The 15,071-nt window shown below is 40.9% G+C and carries 15 protein-coding genes and 1 rRNA gene; 9 read left to right on the forward strand and 7 right to left on the reverse strand.

The window, feature by feature from the left end; translation table 11 throughout:
• Positions 1-2 precede the first annotated feature (2 nt).
• Together B2089_RS06515 and B2089_RS06520 are read right to left on the reverse strand one after the other, a co-directional pair.
• Positions 3-1,868, reverse strand: coding sequence for a DUF4105 domain-containing protein (locus tag B2089_RS06515; protein ID WP_296686419.1), 1,866 nt, complete (start codon positions 1,866-1,868; stop codon positions 3-5).
• A 49-nt stretch (positions 1,869-1,917) separates the two neighbouring features.
• Positions 1,918-2,361: a DUF3015 family protein gene (locus B2089_RS06520; protein WP_296322498.1), complete on the reverse strand. Its 444-nt coding sequence runs from the start codon at positions 2,359-2,361 to the stop codon at positions 1,918-1,920.
• 131 nt (positions 2,362-2,492) lie between these two features.
• On the opposite strand from B2089_RS06520, the gene B2089_RS06525 reads away from it, so the two are divergent.
• The 4 genes from B2089_RS06525 to B2089_RS06540 all read left to right on the forward strand — a co-directional run bounded on the left by B2089_RS06525 (position 2,493) and on the right by B2089_RS06540 (position 6,406).
• Entirely contained in the window at positions 2,493-3,749 is a 1,257-nt protein-coding gene (locus B2089_RS06525; RefSeq protein WP_296322495.1) for a class I SAM-dependent rRNA methyltransferase, read from the forward strand.
• A gap of 122 nt (positions 3,750-3,871) precedes the next feature.
• A complete protein-coding gene (locus B2089_RS06530) occupies positions 3,872-4,219 on the forward strand; it encodes a hypothetical protein (RefSeq protein ID WP_296686424.1) in 348 nt (115 codons plus the stop codon).
• Between the two features lie 276 nt (positions 4,220-4,495).
• Positions 4,496-5,500: a hypothetical protein gene (locus B2089_RS06535; RefSeq protein WP_296322489.1), complete on the forward strand. Its 1,005-nt coding sequence runs from the start codon at positions 4,496-4,498 to the stop codon at positions 5,498-5,500.
• 186 nt (positions 5,501-5,686) lie between these two features.
• A complete protein-coding gene (locus tag B2089_RS06540; RefSeq protein WP_296686427.1) occupies positions 5,687-6,406 on the forward strand; it encodes a DUF3800 domain-containing protein in 720 nt (239 codons plus the stop codon).
• A gap of 79 nt (positions 6,407-6,485) precedes the next feature.
• Here the strand turns inward: B2089_RS06540 and B2089_RS06545 are convergent, their stop codons facing one another.
• Together B2089_RS06545 and B2089_RS06550 are read right to left on the reverse strand one after the other, a co-directional pair.
• The gene (locus tag B2089_RS06545; RefSeq protein ID WP_296322483.1) at positions 6,486-6,857 is read right to left on the reverse strand and encodes a hypothetical protein; all 372 of its coding nucleotides are present in this window, start codon (positions 6,855-6,857) and stop codon (positions 6,486-6,488) included.
• Positions 6,858-6,916: 59 nt separating this feature from the next.
• Entirely contained in the window at positions 6,917-7,420 is a 504-nt protein-coding gene (locus B2089_RS06550; protein ID WP_296322481.1) for a hypothetical protein, read from the reverse strand.
• A gap of 138 nt (positions 7,421-7,558) precedes the next feature.
• On the opposite strand from B2089_RS06550, the gene miaA reads away from it, so the two are divergent.
• Entirely contained in the window at positions 7,559-8,545 is a 987-nt protein-coding gene (gene miaA / locus B2089_RS06555; RefSeq protein ID WP_296322479.1) for a tRNA (adenosine(37)-N6)-dimethylallyltransferase MiaA, read from the forward strand.
• Between the two features lie 113 nt (positions 8,546-8,658).
• On the opposite strand, the gene B2089_RS06560 is transcribed toward miaA, so the two are convergent.
• On the reverse strand, positions 8,659-8,877 hold the full coding sequence (locus B2089_RS06560) for a hypothetical protein (RefSeq protein ID WP_296322476.1): 219 nt from the start codon (positions 8,875-8,877) through the stop codon (positions 8,659-8,661).
• 126 nt (positions 8,878-9,003) lie between these two features.
• On the opposite strand from B2089_RS06560, the gene B2089_RS06565 reads away from it, so the two are divergent.
• The gene (locus tag B2089_RS06565) at positions 9,004-9,897 is read left to right on the forward strand and encodes a TatD family hydrolase (RefSeq protein WP_296322473.1); all 894 of its coding nucleotides are present in this window, start codon (positions 9,004-9,006) and stop codon (positions 9,895-9,897) included.
• On the opposite strand, the gene B2089_RS06570 is transcribed toward B2089_RS06565, so the two are convergent.
• Positions 9,864-10,202 carry an Hpt domain-containing protein gene (locus B2089_RS06570; protein ID WP_296322470.1) on the reverse strand — a complete coding sequence of 113 codons (339 nt, stop codon included), beginning with the start codon at positions 10,200-10,202 and terminating at the stop codon, positions 9,864-9,866. The genes B2089_RS06565 and B2089_RS06570 overlap by 34 nt on opposite strands.
• A complete protein-coding gene (locus tag B2089_RS06575) occupies positions 10,192-11,784 on the reverse strand; it encodes a FumA C-terminus/TtdB family hydratase beta subunit (protein WP_296322467.1) in 1,593 nt (530 codons plus the stop codon). The genes B2089_RS06570 and B2089_RS06575 overlap by 11 nt, the downstream gene beginning before the upstream one ends.
• A 117-nt stretch (positions 11,785-11,901) precedes the next feature.
• On the opposite strand from B2089_RS06575, the gene lepB reads away from it, so the two are divergent.
• The 3 genes from lepB to rrf all read left to right on the forward strand — a co-directional run bounded on the left by lepB (position 11,902) and on the right by rrf (position 15,050).
• Entirely contained in the window at positions 11,902-13,764 is a 1,863-nt protein-coding gene (gene lepB, locus B2089_RS06580; protein ID WP_296322464.1) for a signal peptidase I, read from the forward strand.
• A gap of 9 nt (positions 13,765-13,773) precedes the next feature.
• The gene (locus B2089_RS06585) at positions 13,774-14,874 is read left to right on the forward strand and encodes a hypothetical protein (protein ID WP_296322462.1); all 1,101 of its coding nucleotides are present in this window, start codon (positions 13,774-13,776) and stop codon (positions 14,872-14,874) included.
• 66 nt (positions 14,875-14,940) lie between these two features.
• Positions 14,941-15,050 (forward strand): 5S ribosomal RNA (gene rrf / locus B2089_RS06590).
• Positions 15,051-15,071: the final 21 nt, after the last annotated feature.

Genomic DNA, 15,071 nt, shown 5'->3' on the forward strand with positions numbered 1-15,071 from the left:
CTTTAATAATATATGCTCAGCGAGCCGCCCGCCTCATGCCATGTTTGCCTGAAATCTCCTGAAAAACTGTAGTAGGCTTTCAGCGCGACATTCTGATGCAGGGCGATTCGTTCTTCTGCGCAAAGGCTGAACTGGGTGTGTTTTATGTCGACTGGCGACTGATATGCCGTCGCATGGAGGTGCTGTTTCCATATCCCTGCGCTCGTGATAATACCGATTTCTCCGCCTGCGAGCGCGTCTGCCCAATAGTCATAGACTGGCGAGAAAAATGTGTCCGCACCCAAGAAAAAATAGATTTGGTTATGTTTTGTGAGCAAGGTGCTTAATCCGAGCGTGAGTTTTAGTCGCCATGCTAAGTCTTCAGTTCCGTCTTTGCTGAGATTTTGAGAAAGTCCTGTGCGGAACTGAATGCACTTTTTCTTCATGAAAGTATCGCTGACAGGGAGAGAAATTATGTTCGCAAGGTCAAAATAGCGCAATGAAAATTTTTCCTGCGAAAAATCATATCTTCCGCATCCTGAAAGAAATTCAATCTGGGAATTTGGCGTATAACCTGAATCTGTATCCATGAGATTGTGCGTGAGCAATCGGAATCTCGCTTCTCCATAAGCGTTTTTGTCAACGACTCCGCCTCCTAGCGAAAGCATCGAAGACCCGTGCGCTTTTTGCGGCTGCTCGTCTGGAACCGGAATATTTTTCGACAGGGACTCCATCTCGGAAATTTTTTTGCGCTCTGAAAGAACTGTGAGAAATCTTTTTTGATATTCCTGCTGTGTAATCTTACTTTCCGACAAAAGATATTTCAGATAATCCGCACTGAATTCCCAGAGTTTTGCCAGCTCTTCTTTTTTCATGCCGTCAGATGGAAGCGATGACACATCTGCCTTCCCGAAGCAGAGTTTTTTTATGAATTTCTTTTGTTTTCTGGTCAAAAAAGATTTTTCGTATTGCATTTTGCTGTAAAGTGACGGTCTGTATTGGGCTTCGTCAAGCAATTTTTCTTTTTGAAGTCTCTGAATGACCTGAATCGGCTCTACAATCATTCCGAATTTGTCGGTTAGTTTTGTTGCGGGGCGGGCGACCTCAATCGGAAAAAGCATGCAATAAGCGCAGTTCTCGTTAAGATAATAATAGTCGGAGTAGGTGAAAGTCATTTCGATTATATGGCGCAAAAGCCAGTCGATTTCATCGTCTGTCAGTAAAAGTTTATATTCCCATGTGTCGCGCATATCAAGGTAACTGTATTTCGTAATCTGCTGATAATACGGAATTATATCGTATCTTCCAGGATAAGTGCCTAAAAGACCTTTTATCGCATATATGAGGCTCGGCGGGTCTGTGGCAATCGCGCCGTAGTTTACGGAAAGCCCCGCAAGATGAGGAATGTTTTCGCTTTCTATCAGGTAGAACAAATGACCGAACATAGAGGCAGGGTCGTTCATATATGCGGCAGGAAAAACAAGGTATATGGCAGTCGGTTTTATGCGACTTTTTACGATTTCATAGTCTTTGTCACCGTCATACAGAATCTGGGATTTGTCGATTTCGAGTTTTTGGCACAGCCATTTGTAGCGGGCTGAATATACATAAGTCGGATGTTCCTTGCCGTCTTCTTTTGGAGAGAAGAATGCCCTTATCGTAGCTTCCATTTCTGACTTTGGATTTTGCTTTCCGTCAGGGGCGAGAAAAAATTCCTCTCCGTCAACTAGGCTCTTGTAACCTGTAAGCGTGCGCTTGTAATGACCGAGCAAAAGCCAGTAATCATCTTTGTATAAAGAAAGATCGTTCGCCTTTTGAATAAGGGAATCTTCGTATTGTGATTGAGAAAAAATTCTTGCGGGAATCAGAAATAAAAACAAAAAAAGCAAACGGCATACTAACCGTCTGCTTTTTTTCTGTATGGAACAGACTAACACATTAGCCTACGAGAGCGTAGATTTTCGCACTAACTTCTGTTGCCGAAACATCGCTTGATGAGTAGATGTCGTTGAAGTTTGCCTGAAGTGTGCTCTTGAAAGTTGCTTTGTCAGACACAGCGAGCATATCTGCCAAAACATCCAAATATTCACCATCGCCCATAGCAATATCCTGTGCGAGGTTGTCCATGTTATCGGCGATGAAGCGGTTTGTATCAGCGAGCGCGATAGCCGCTCCTTCTTCATAACCCAATGTACCTGTCGTGAGAGCGAACATGCCGTTACCACAAAGACCGTTCAAGGTTGTACCCAAGAATTCCCAAAGTTTTCCCTGTTTGCCCTTGAGCAAGACACGACCGAGACCAGGACCGATGTTGTCTGCGAACATACTTGCACTAGTACTAATCAACAATGCTGCACTAACAGCGAGAAGTTTTTTATTCATAATACACTCCTTTTGAATAAAATCTAAATTCTATTATACATTTTTTTTTTTTTCATTGTCAAGCGTTTTTTACGGAATTTTATTTAGGAATCTCAGTTGTTTCTTCCCGAAAAAAAATCTATACTGTCTTTATGTACGCGCGAATTTTTTTGAACAAGAATGAAGAAGAGGAAATCAAGCAGGGCTTTCCCTGGGTTTTTGATAACGAGATTTCTCACATCAAATATGATTCTGCTGAGGGCGTAAAGCAGGCCTCTTTGGCAGAATGTAGTGCTTGTGACGATGTAAAAGACGGAAGCGTCGTTGAAGTATTTGCCAAGGGCGGAGCTTTTTTGGGAAGCGGCGTAATCAACAAAAAATCAAAAATCACCGTCCGCCTGATTGGAAGCGAGCACGCCGACCAGATTATGGCAGACGCACAGGCTTTTTATGACGAGAAGATTCAGGCCGCCTACGATTTGCGGAAGCTGCATTATTCAATAAAGGATTCTTACCGCCTTGTTTACGGCGAGACAGACTTTATCCCCGGCCTTATCGTCGAGCGTTTCGTCGATGTGAACAAAAATGTCTATCTCGTGGTTCAGTTCTCAACTTTAAGCTGTGAGGTCTTCCGAAAGGAAATCATGCACGCCTTGCGAAAAATCATTAAGCCCTACGGAGTCTACGAGAAAAGCGACGCTCCCAGCCGAGAAAAGGAAGGCCTTAAATTGAGATGCTGCTGGGACGGTGAAGTCAGGGAAGAAAAAATCACTATCTGTGAAAACGATGTTTTAATCGAGGTGGATTTTGCAAACGGTCAGAAAACCGGCTACTTCCTTGACCAGAAAGACAATCGCCGCGTGGCAGGAAGCCTTTCTCAGGGAAAGCGGGTTCTGGATACCTTCACCCACACAGGTGCCTTCGGCTTGAATGCCTTTAAGGGCGGGGCAAAGGAAGTCATTTCCGTGGATATTTCCCCGGAGGCAGTGGAGCTGGTCAAGAAGAACATTGAGATGAACAAAGCCGGCTCAAAAATGAAGGCCGTCTGTGCCGATGTCTTTGATTTGCTAAAAGAATACGAGAAATCAGGCGAAAAATTCGATTTGATTATCCTCGATCCGCCGGCTTTCACCAAAAGCGCCAAGAATATCGAAAAGGCTTATGGCGGCTACAAGGAAATCAACCTCCGTGCCATGCGCCTCTTGAATCCAAAGGGAATCCTCGTCACCTGCTCATGCTCATATTTCTTCGATGCCGAGCATTTTTACGGAATGCTCATGAAAGCCGCCGAAGACTCAAAAAAACGGGTGCAGATTCTCGCAAAATACGGAGCCGGCCCCGACCATCCTGTTTTGCTGGGCTACCCGAAGTCAGAATACCTGAAGTGCGCGGTCTGCCGGGTCGTGTAAACTGAAAGTTATGTGGACGCCCGCTACTTGAGGCGCTTTAGGAAATAAAAAAAATAATGAAGTTTATATTTTTTTCGATTATAGGTATTTTTATTATTTGCACTGCTCTCGTAATATATAAATTGATTTCAAGAGAACTCAAAAAAAATTCTGAAATTCAAAAAAAGATAATAAATGAATGTAAATCCGAAGAAGAAAGAAATATCGCATTAAATAAATTAAAAAGAAAAAATATAAAAAAGGGAATTATTATTGCGTTAGCTTTTTATTTAGGTCTCCCTATAATTTGTTTTCCCTGTTTATTAGTAATAAGAAAACTTTCTGTTTCTAATATAAAGCCAATTGGTTCTTATGAATTATTCAAACAAAATGGTATAACTTATTATGGAAAACATGACTATTCAATATTCTGTGAAAATAATGGATTTCCTGCATTTTCAACTTACAAAATCTTTGACAAAAAAAAATAAGACTGTTTTTAAAACAAAGTCTTATGAAGAATTTCTAAATAAACTCGAAAAAATGTTTATGACCTCTAATATAAAAAAAATTAATTTTTATGGAACTTGTCTATCAGATCCAGGATATAAATCGTTAGGATATGCAATAAATAACTCTACCTTAATTGAATCTCATGAAATAGAAGAACTTCAAAATGGTCAATTAATTCATATAAGAACAATAAATGGGATATTGATAAACATAGAATATTTATGGGATGATATGATTTGTACTTGTAAGGGAGCTTGAAAATAATAGTTCTACACGAAGTAGATTTTCATAGAATAAATAAAAGCATAACAAAGGTTATGTGGACGCCCGCACTGGGGCGCTTAGGTTTTAAAAGTATGAAGACAAGAATAGAGGGGATTCCAAATAAACCTCAGACAATTTGTATAATATCTCTTGCATTTTACGCACTCACTATGATAGCCTTTTTATGCATCAACGCTCCTGGACTTACAGATACGTCAGAAAGATTAAGGTATTGTTTACCTTGGTTGATTGGTCTTGTTATTTTATTTTGCATAACATTATCAGTTTGTTATTATTTTCCAAATATAAAAGAGTTGAAGTTAAAATTCATTAAAGAATATTCTTTTCTTGAAGAATATGGATATCATTGTAAATCGTCATTTTATTTAAAAAAGGATAAAATAATACAATATCGTTATGTACATGATAAATTCAGTCCTATAATTTTTGTTTCATATATTAGAAGAGGTACTGTTCCATATTTGGTTACAGAAAATGAAGAATGTGTAAACATTTGGCATTTTCTAGAATATCTTGATGAAGATAGTTACAATAGCCTAAAAGAAGATGACGATGCTTTTAAGCATTGCATGGAAATAATGATAGATTATATGAAAACTAAATCTGTATTATTTTCAAGAGAACTTGAAATATGTAAAAATTTGACTTTTTATCTTTATAACATGCCTGATTCACGCCCTGCAGAATATTGTTTGGGCTGCTATGATGGTAGTTGTTTTATAGATTTTAATATACAAAATGGTATGGTTTTCCTTGAGCGTATTTCATGTGACGGGCTTGGTTGTTTTGAAATTTCTAATTCGGAGATAACTTTGTCATTAGAAGAATCTGAAGTTTTTCAGGAAGAAATGAAAAAGAGCTCCTTTTCACAGAAGATTATACGACCTCTTGTTTTAAAACTGATTAATTTAAATGAAGATTTAATATGCGCTGATGTATTTAATCAATATCCATTGTTAAGAATTAACACATAAAGAAACTTTTTTCTTTTATCCATGAGTTTTATTTTTGCAATTGCATTATATGCACATGGAAATACTTTAACAGACCATTCACAAATTAAGTTAAATATTAAAGTATTGACTTTTTGTAAAACCGTAGTTATATTTTAATCAAGGGTCAAGAGTGCTGCCTTTAAGTGGTGCGTCGAGGTTTCTCGCTTGGCTCTCTTTTTTTTTGTCTTGGAAGTTTTTATGTACCTTTTGTATGCAGATGACTCAGGAGTTTCATCAGATCCGAATGTAAAATACAGTGTTTTGGCAGGCTTCTCAACCTTTGAGAACCAAACTTTTTGGATTCAAAAAGCTGTGGATGAAATCATGCTAAAACACATAGGAAGATCTGATTTAGAACTTCATGCAAGTCCTATCAGAAGCGGTAAAGGAGTTTGGAGAGGTTTTCCAAAAGATAAAAGAGAGGCGATTTTAAAAGATACTCTCAATTATATAAAAGAGAATTATCCCAGACAGTTTATCTTGTTTGGTGCTGTAATCAATAATTCAGCGGAAGATGTTCCTGAGGAATTATTCTCTCAACTTACAAGCCGATTTGACAAATACTTAAAACGGAAATTCTTGAAACATGATGAGTCTGCCAGAGGGCTTGCTATTTTTGATAAAAGCAAAATGGAAAATCAGTATCAAAACTGGTCAAAAATCTATCAGACACTTGGAAACAGACTGAACGAAAAACTGAATAATTTTGCAGAAGTTCCTCTGTTTTTGGACTCATCAATTTCGCGTTCTATACAAGTTGCTGATTTGATTGCATTCTCTTTGTTCAGAAACTTTGAATATGGTGACGATTCTTATTATTCGATAATACAAAACTGCTTTGACAAGGAAAATAACAGACTACATGGATTATATGTGGTAGATTAATATCACATAACATAATTTTCAAAGCCGACAACGACTTTCGTCGGTGCGGTTTAATTTTTGGTTAAAGGTGAAAACAAATTTATTTGTCTTCAAAATTTATGATGACAATATCATAGCCGGGATAGTTTTTATAAGACAGACTTGCTTTGATTTTGCCATCATATTCCTTGTCGAGTACGATGACCAGATAACCGTCCTCCTTGATTTTCCCTTTTATGTCAGTTTCGCCGTCAATACCTTCGACCGTAAATCTGTCTAAAATACTCGGTGCTCCGAAACCGTTATTGGATTTTTCCATTTTCTTTACGATTCCGCTAATTTTTTCAAAAGAAGAATAGTTGTGGATTCTGATTTTATTGTAATCTTCTCCAGTTACTTTGATGCTTATGTTTTTGCAAAATGCTGAAATCGAAATCAGCGAAATAAGAAGAAACGTGATAATTTTTTTCATTTTAATTTTCCTGACAAAAAAAGACCGTATTTCGGCAATGAAATACGGTCATCTGAATCTTAAAGTTCTGACATTTCAGCAAGTACAGAATTGAATTCTTTTTCGGTTACGAATGCAAGTTTTCCGTCTGTTTCATTTGAAATTACGAAAATCGTTCCGTTATCAGTCGGTAAATTGCTTTCACCGAATATAGCAGAATCAATGAGGGCTGTTCCTTCAAATTTATAGCCCCATTTTCCTGTGATTCCTAAAAATCCGGTTTTTTTATAGTATTGAACTTTTGCATCGACAAGGGCAACTGCTCCTGGAATTGATTCCAAGGCACTGTCCAAAGCGTTTTCAAGAACATACGAGTCAGATATTTTACTGTACTTGATGAAGAGAAATCGTGCGTTATATTTTTTTGTTTCTGTTTTTTCTGGCATTCTTTGCATTTCACCGAGCCGTGACAAGTCTACATTTTTTGATGAGATTACAGTGAATCTTCCCAAGTCTTCGATTGAAGTACATGCTGAGAGCAAAAGGGATGCGGCGCATGTAAGAGATGCTAAAATTTTTTTCATTTTTAACTCCTAAAATAGAAATGATTTAGAAATACTATATAAAAAAAAAGTATACTGTCAATTAAGAGCCAGTTTCTTTTTACTGACTAACTTTGCTTTTTCTGTGCAAAAAAGCCGGAAATATGTTATATTACACTCGTGAAAGATTTTAACTGCATTTTCGTAATCGGCCCTACCGCCGTGGGAAAGACCGCCATCGGTGTGCGCCTGGCCGACCGCTTTAACGGCGAGATTATCAGCGCGGATTCAAGACAGGTCTACAAAGGTCTTGACATCGGAAGCGGCAAGGACTTGGCGGACTACACTCTGAACGGAAAAAGCATTCCCTATCATCTCATCGATGTATGCGATTTAAAGCGAGAGTACAATCTTTTTGACTTTCAGGAAGATTTTTACAAAGCTTTTTCCGACATCACAAGCCGGGGAAAACTCCCAATTTGCGTAGGCGGCACCGGCATGTATGTCGATTCAATCCTTCAGCACTACGACATGATTCCCTTTGTCGAAAAGCCTGGCGAGCGGGAAGAGCTTGAAAAGAAGAGTGAAAAAGAGCTGGAAGAAATCCTCACGCGTGAAAAAGAAAAGCTCCACAACACTTCCGAATTCGGTGACAAGGAGCGAATGATAAAATCAATCCTCATAAACCGATTCAATATCTCAGAAGAGTGCAGACTTGAGCGGGAAAAGCTGCGTGCTTCCCGGCCAGAGATAAAACCGCTGGTGCTTGGAACAACCCTCGACCGCACTTTAGTTCGGGAGAGAATTGCCAAAAGACTTTCCGACCGCATGGAAGAAGGCCTCATCGAGGAAGTTGAGAATCTCCACGCCCACAAAAGCGAGAACGGGGCAGAGTGGAGCCGCCTTGAAGCCTTGGGGCTTGAATACCGTTTCGTAAGCGATTATTTACAGGGAAAATACAAATCCAAAGAAGAAATGAAAAATCTCTTGCAGCTGGCTATCGGTCAGTTCGCGAAAAGGCAGGAAACTTGGTTCCGCTGCATGGAAAAAAAAGGAATCCAAATCCACTGGCTTCCCCAGGAAATGAGCGTAGAAAAGCGATTCGAGGCCGCCTGTAAGATTGTGGAAGATGAAAGTTGGAGTCGAGGTTACCCGAAAATGCAATAAAAAAGCGGGCGTAGGTGTGGTTCTGACAAAAAGTCGCCTGAGCTATGCTCACAGCGACTTATTTGGCAGGTTCACACCGAGAGCCCGCTTTTTTTTGTGTTGTCGAGTTTTATTTACGCGTTTACCGCGATTTTTTCTGTTTCAGATACTTTCGTCAAATATCCTGTGCGAACACAACTCTCAAACAAAGCCTTGCTGATGTAGTCTGTGGTCACATCATCGTATCCGTCTTTGTCGCGTACGATGCGAACGACATATCCGTCATCCATTTCACGAACGACAGTCATGTAATCTGAATTGCTTCCAATGCTTTTAAGTGTGTATGTTCCCATATTTTTCTCCCAGCCCAAATTGGACAACTTTTTCAAAATTTCCACCGCTAATGCGATGCCGTACACTTATATTTTCGGTATACTGAAAGCAACATTTAGCTTTTTTTGCTTTTTTAAGGTGATTTTTTGAAAAAAACGATATTTTGTGACGCTCATATCCACCTTTCTCACTCCAAAGAGCCGCATTTTGGCGAAAATGAGCAGTATTTCTGCGTTTCATCCTGTCACTCTCAGGAAGAATTTGAATTTTTTTCGGGCGCATCCCTCACTCGCGCACTCTCGTTGTCGTGCGCTTTTCCGTTCGGGTCGGGTGTTCCGCCGCTCGGTAGCCCTCGGTCGTCCGCTTCGCTTCCGACTGGCTCCGCCACAGCTACATACCCTTGCGCTTTTATTTCCTACGGCATTCATCCACAGATTGTAACTTCTTACTTTATAAAAAATAATTTTTCTTCCATGCTTTCCTTGCTGGAATCTCTCTGTCTCTCTAGGAAAATCATCGCAATCGGGGAGTGCGGTTTCGATTTTTTTACGCCGGACTACAAAGCCAGCGCCCGTGAGCAGGAAATCGTTTTTAACGAAGAGCTTTCTCTGGCTAAAAAGTACAATCTTCCTCTGGTGCTTCATCTCAGAAAATCAATCGAAAAAATCTTTACCTATTCAAAAGAACTGAAAAAACTCCCTGCCGTCGTCTTTCACTCTTTTCCAGGAACGCTTCGCGAGGCCGAATCCCTTAAAAATCACGGAGTCAATGCTTATTTTTCTTTCGGAAAACCTATTTTAAATGGCAAAAAATCAGCCATAGATTGCCTTAAAAATCTTCCTCTTGAAAACATTCTCCTTGAAACAGACGCACCTTATCAAACTTTAAAGGGCGAGTCCGAGACTTTCCCCCAAGACATAAAAAGAGTCTATGAAAAGGCCTGCCAGCTAAGAAATATGAGCCTAGAAGAGTTTTCAGAAGCACTTTACAGGAATTTCCTTGCCGCTTATTCTGTCAGGACTTTTACCGCTTCTTTATAATCCTCAAACATTTCTTCAACCAGAGGTTGGGCTTCTCCATCGCTTTTTCCGCGGAGCAGGTCTTCAAGTTTTTGCCCTGATGTCTTGAGTTTTTCCATGCAGAGCTGGCGGGCGGCTCCCTTTGTTGCGTGGACATAACTTGCCGCCTCGCTCATCTTTCCGCTTGCGATTAGATTTTCTAGGACTTTCTTTTCAAATTTATTTTCTTCAAGGAAAGAATCAATGAGAATCTGAAGCAAGTCCTCGTCATTGTCCAAAAGGTCAAGGGCGGCTTTTCTGTCAAATACAGGAAGTTTATCGCTCATAAAAATCTTCTCCGTTTTTGTTTGTGATGACGAAGCAGGGGAGGTTCTGCACTTCAACCAGACGGACTGCTTCCATTCCCAATTCTTCGTAGTCTATGATTTCCTGGCTTACGATATATTCGCTTGCAATGAGGGCTGCGATTCCGCCGGGAGTTCCCAGATAGAAAGAGCCGTATTTTTTGCAGGCGGTCGTCCAGCCTTTGCTGCGGTTTCCTTTTGCCAGCGTGACTAGTGCCGCACCCCGGCTCATAAGGCTTTCCGCGTAGACATCCATCCTGCCTGCTGTGGTCGGCCCGAAACTTCCGATGATTTTGCCTTCCGGAGTGCGGGCAGGGCCGGCGTAACAGATGGGGTATTTTTTCGTGTAGTCCGGGAGTGGTTTTCCTGCGTCCAGCAATTTCTGCCAGCGGGCATGAGCGGCATCCCTGGCTACGAGAATCTTCCCGTTTAAGATGATTCTGTCTCCAGGTTTTGCAGTGTCAAGGGTTTCAAGAACTGAGGAAATGTTTCCTTCACTCGTGATAATCCGCTCGTTTTCGGCTTTTGCGCCATTTTCTGTGTTTTTTTCTGCCATAGCCACTGCTTTTTCAAATCCTTCAAGTTCGCTGGGATTTGCCACCGTTTTTTGAAGGTAAAGGCCGTCTTTTGTGAGGATTGCCTTTAAATTGCGGTGAGCCGAGCATGAGACTCCAAAAGAAATCGGGCAGCTGGCTCCGTGGCGGGGCAGTCGGACAACAATTGCGCTGAGGGCGAATTTTTTGCCTCCGAATTGCGAGCCGTATCCTGACTCCGAGGCGATTTTTATTGCCAGCTCTTCAAGTTCCTTGTCCCTGAAGCCGTATTCGTTGGCCTTGTAGGTCATGCCGTCGTAGGCGCCCATGCTGGCCAGTTTGAGTGCCAGAAGATTCTGCTCCGGGCTTAAGCCTCCTGCTACGATGGCAATGGTGTAGGGCGGGCAGGCACTGGTTCCGAAATGCTCCAGCTCTTCTTTCATGAGGGCAGAAAAACGCTCTTTTGTGAGAAAGGCTTTTGTTCCCTGAATGAAACTGGTTTTATTCGATGAACCGCCGCCTTTTGCGCAGAAAAGAAAATTTAATGAGTCTTTTGGGGCATCCTTTACAAATGAAGGGGTAGGAGCAAGGGCACAGTCTGATTCAAAAATCGAGATTTGCGCCGGAAGATTGTTTTTCGGGTCAAATTCTTCATAAAAAGATGACGGCACTGTCGTTGAAAAGCGGAGCTTTTTTTCATCGTAGATTTTTCTGACCCCCTCGGTCAATTCCTTAAAGGCATTTTCGCTTGCAAAAGAGCCTTTTTTCCATGCGAAGATATTTGCGATTCCAGTGTCCTGACAAAGGGGGAAGACTCCCTGAGAGGCGACCTGAGCGTTTTTTAGCATACAGGCGAGGACATAGCGGTCGTTGTCGCTGGCATCCGGGGAAAGGGCTGAGTGAATGATTGCTTCAAGGTGCTCTTTCGTGAATGTGAATGAAAGCCGGCTAAAGGCCTTTTCGGCCACTTTTGAAAGACTCTTTTCGGCTGGAAAATAATCAAAATCTGAAAGACTTTTTTGTTCTTGCATGGCCTAATTATAGCATAATAACTGAAAATGCAAAATCCTTTACTAATGCATAATTCATAATTGCGATGTCATAATTGAGAATGACAATTTTTTTCATATACGCTATAATTCTTCCTTATGAATACAAAAAGACTTTCTTGGCTGACTTTCGCCTGTGCTTCTTTTTCCGCACTTTTTTCTTTGACCTTGCTTTCTTTTCACGCTGATATTTCCCTGATTGCCCTTCCTCTTGCCCTTGTTTTTACGGCGTCCCTTGCCTTTTTTTCTATTAAAAAACTTTTTTTCCAGCAGAATCTTTTTATGATTCCTGTTTTCCGGGAACTTTTGCAGTATCTTCCTTATGTGCTTCTTGTCGCCTTTGTTTTCCGCCGGGCAGGAGAATTCGGCACGAGCTTTGCCCTTGATGTGATTTCCGTGCTCTTCTGGCTTTTAGCCTCTGGAACGACTCTAGTGATTCTTCATTACCTTAATCCCAAGCATATTTCAAAAGTCAGCTCTGACTGGGCGGCCTTTGTCGAAAAGCAAAAGGTTGAGCGCAAGAATCCCAAGAATAAATCTTTCGTAAAATCCACTGTCCGCGAAATCTTAAGCTGGATAGACGCTCTCGTGCAGGCCGTTTTCATGGTTCTGCTCCTTAATATTTTCATCGTTCAGCTCTATGAGATTCCTTCTGAATCAATGGTTCCTGAATTTTTAATAAAAGACCGGGTCGTTGTCTTCAAAACCCTTAGCGGGCCAAAATTTCCTCTTTCTGATGTGGGGCTTCCTTACTTAAAAAAATACAAGCGGGGGGACATCGTCGTTTTCCGAAATCCCCACTACGCCAATGACCGAAAAAGCGAAGTTCATACATTTCTTTCCCAGCTTGTCTATATGTGCACGCTCACCAAGGTGAATCTCAATGTGGACGAATACGGCAGGGAAAAGGCAGATCCTCTTGTAAAAAGAGTTCGTGGTTTGGAAGGGGAGCAGCTTATGATGCAGGACGGAGTTTTGTATGCCAGAACGAAAGATTCTCCTGAATTCAAGGCGGTCACAGATGACGCTGATTATGCGGCATGGAACATAAATGAGCTAAAAGATTTATATAATCTATCAGAAAATGAACTTAAAATCGAAAAACTTCCTATTACATGTATCTATCGTGAGGAATTGAGCGGAATCGGGCGGGATAAATTTCATTGGAACTACTCTTTGGAAGAGGCTTTGTCTGAGGAAAAGAAGGCTTATGACAATATGATTTCATGCGAAAAGGAACGGCGAAATCTTTCTCTTGACGCTGCGGCCTCAGAGGCTAAAAAAATTGCAGAGGATTTTGACGCCGTTTTCAAAACGATTAAAACGAACCGAAACGCAACATTCTCAATTTCAAAAAATAATTTTGTTTTGGAGACCCTAGCCAGAAACAGCACCTATATGAGTGCGGAATTGCTTTCCTCTGTGAATGGTTCTGAATGGTTTGCTTTATTTATGACGGATTGGGCAAAATCGATTCCGAATTTTTCGGGCGATTTGTATTCGGAGGCAAATTTCAAGTTGAATGTAATGGCTAAACTGACTCTTGGAAAATTATTTTTGCGTAATGCTCAATTGTATAAGAGTGGCGTCTCTGATGTTGGTTTCCAGACTGATGAACTGCGCGCTTCATATTTTTCAGAGCTTCAAAAACTGGATTTTTATACGAAAATCCTTGATAATCGTAACATGCCGATTTTTCCGGCCAATGATGAGAATGGAAATCCTCAGTATATTCCAAAGAACTGCTACTTTATGATGGGAGACAACCGTTTCAATTCCCTTGATATGCGTCATTCTTACTCGGTTGTTAAAACTCCGCTTACAGTTCATGACGAATATAGTCTTTATTATGATTCTAATATGGCTCCACAATATGTAAGCAGAGCCAGAATGTTAGGTTCTGCATCATATCGCTTTTGGCCTGTTTCTAGGGCTGGAATCCTTGGACGAAAGGAAAAGTAAATATAATTTATGAAGAAGTTTATCTCTCTGTTTTTGTTTTTTTTCTTATTGGCAGGACTTTTTGCCCAGACATCAAGTGGAAGCGAAGGACTTGTTTCTGTTCGTAATGAGCCTGCCGGAATCCCAGAAGTCTCTGTCCGCCTTGCAAGCGAGCGAGTTCCTTCTCTTTTGCAGGGAATCTGGCAGGGAAGTGACCGCCTCGTTATGTTCTCAAATGAAAATGAATTCGCCCTCGTTTTGCGTGTATTCTATCAATGGTACAATGATCGGGCAGCCGAACCGGCTTCCTTTTCAGAGTTAAAATCCCGCGACCGAAACGACACGACCACAAGTCCTGCAGAGGACATTCAGATTTCCTATATCACGATTGTTGAAAATCCTTCAAAAACGGCTGGCGTCTACGAGCTTTCTGTAAAATATCCTCACGAAAAAATCCCTGTCCTCATTCCTATTTGCATTATTGACGGAAAGATTTACCTTGATTTCCTTATTAAAGACAGCGCCTCTGTAACTGATTTGCGTCTGACTCCTGAACAAAATAGCGAAAAATCAAATTCTGACGGTTTTTACCGGGCCGCATCTTCTGCTTCCGGGATTATGATTGCGCCTCCTGTTTTCAGCAAAGAAGTTGTTTCATATTATGTAAGTGGCGGCGGAAATGAAATTTATCGGATTCGTTACTGGCTTTCAGAAATGGCATATTCCTACGAAAAAGCGAGTTTTTCCGACGGCGATAAAATTTTCTCTGTTGATAAATATCTCAGAATTGGCTCCCGCGTGTATCAGTGTACCACAGGAAGAAGCACAAAAATCCGTAATATTCAGAAGTCATCTAAATTCGATCGAACACCCTTGTATGATTCTGACGGCGGAATCATTGCATTTGGTTCTCCTTATCTTGTAAAAGTCCCTGAAGGCGATGAGAGAGCATCATTGCAGACTTCGGAATATCTTTTAAAAGTCGTTGAGGATAACAACAAAAGGAGGAAGCCTGCTCCCAAACCGCTTTTTCCCCCAACATTCCCAAAATACCGCTGGAAGGAAATCACAGAACTTGAACTTTACAATCCTTCTACATGGAATAAGCGCAATCTCGATATTCATAAATAAAATTTACTTGTATTTTTCAGGAAAATCGTATTGACACTTTTTTCTGATTTTGATAGTATTATATTCGTTGGTGGTCATAGTGAGGTGGCAATACCCGTTCCCGTTCCGAACACGGAAGTCAAGCACCTTTACGTCGATGATACTGCAAACCGCGGGAAAGTAGACAACTGCCAACTTTTTTTATTTTAAACGACATT

The organism is Treponema sp. UBA3813 (genome assembly GCA_002368605.1).
Lineage (GTDB): Bacteria > Spirochaetota > Spirochaetia > Treponematales > Treponemataceae > Treponema_D.

Bases quoted from the DNA above. Each gene is read 5' to 3' on its own strand.
- B2089_RS06575 (WP_296322467.1), bottom strand. From the start codon at position 11,784: ATGCAAGAACAAAAAAGTCTTTCAGATTTTGATTATTTTCCAGCCGAA.
- lepB (WP_296322464.1), top strand. From the start codon at position 11,902: ATGAATACAAAAAGACTTTCTTGGCTGACTTTCGCCTGTGCTTCTTTT.
- B2089_RS06520 (WP_296322498.1), bottom strand. From the start codon at position 2,361: ATGAATAAAAAACTTCTCGCTGTTAGTGCAGCATTGTTGATTAGTACT.
- B2089_RS06570 (WP_296322470.1), bottom strand. From the start codon at position 10,202: ATGAGCGATAAACTTCCTGTATTTGACAGAAAAGCCGCCCTTGACCTT.
- B2089_RS06585 (WP_296322462.1), top strand. From the start codon at position 13,774: ATGAAGAAGTTTATCTCTCTGTTTTTGTTTTTTTTCTTATTGGCAGGA.
- B2089_RS06545 (WP_296322483.1), bottom strand. From the start codon at position 6,857: ATGAAAAAAATTATCACGTTTCTTCTTATTTCGCTGATTTCGATTTCA.
- B2089_RS06560 (WP_296322476.1), bottom strand. From the start codon at position 8,877: ATGGGAACATACACACTTAAAAGCATTGGAAGCAATTCAGATTACATG.
- B2089_RS06550 (WP_296322481.1), bottom strand. From the start codon at position 7,420: ATGAAAAAAATTTTAGCATCTCTTACATGCGCCGCATCCCTTTTGCTC.
- B2089_RS06525 (WP_296322495.1), top strand. From the start codon at position 2,493: ATGTACGCGCGAATTTTTTTGAACAAGAATGAAGAAGAGGAAATCAAG.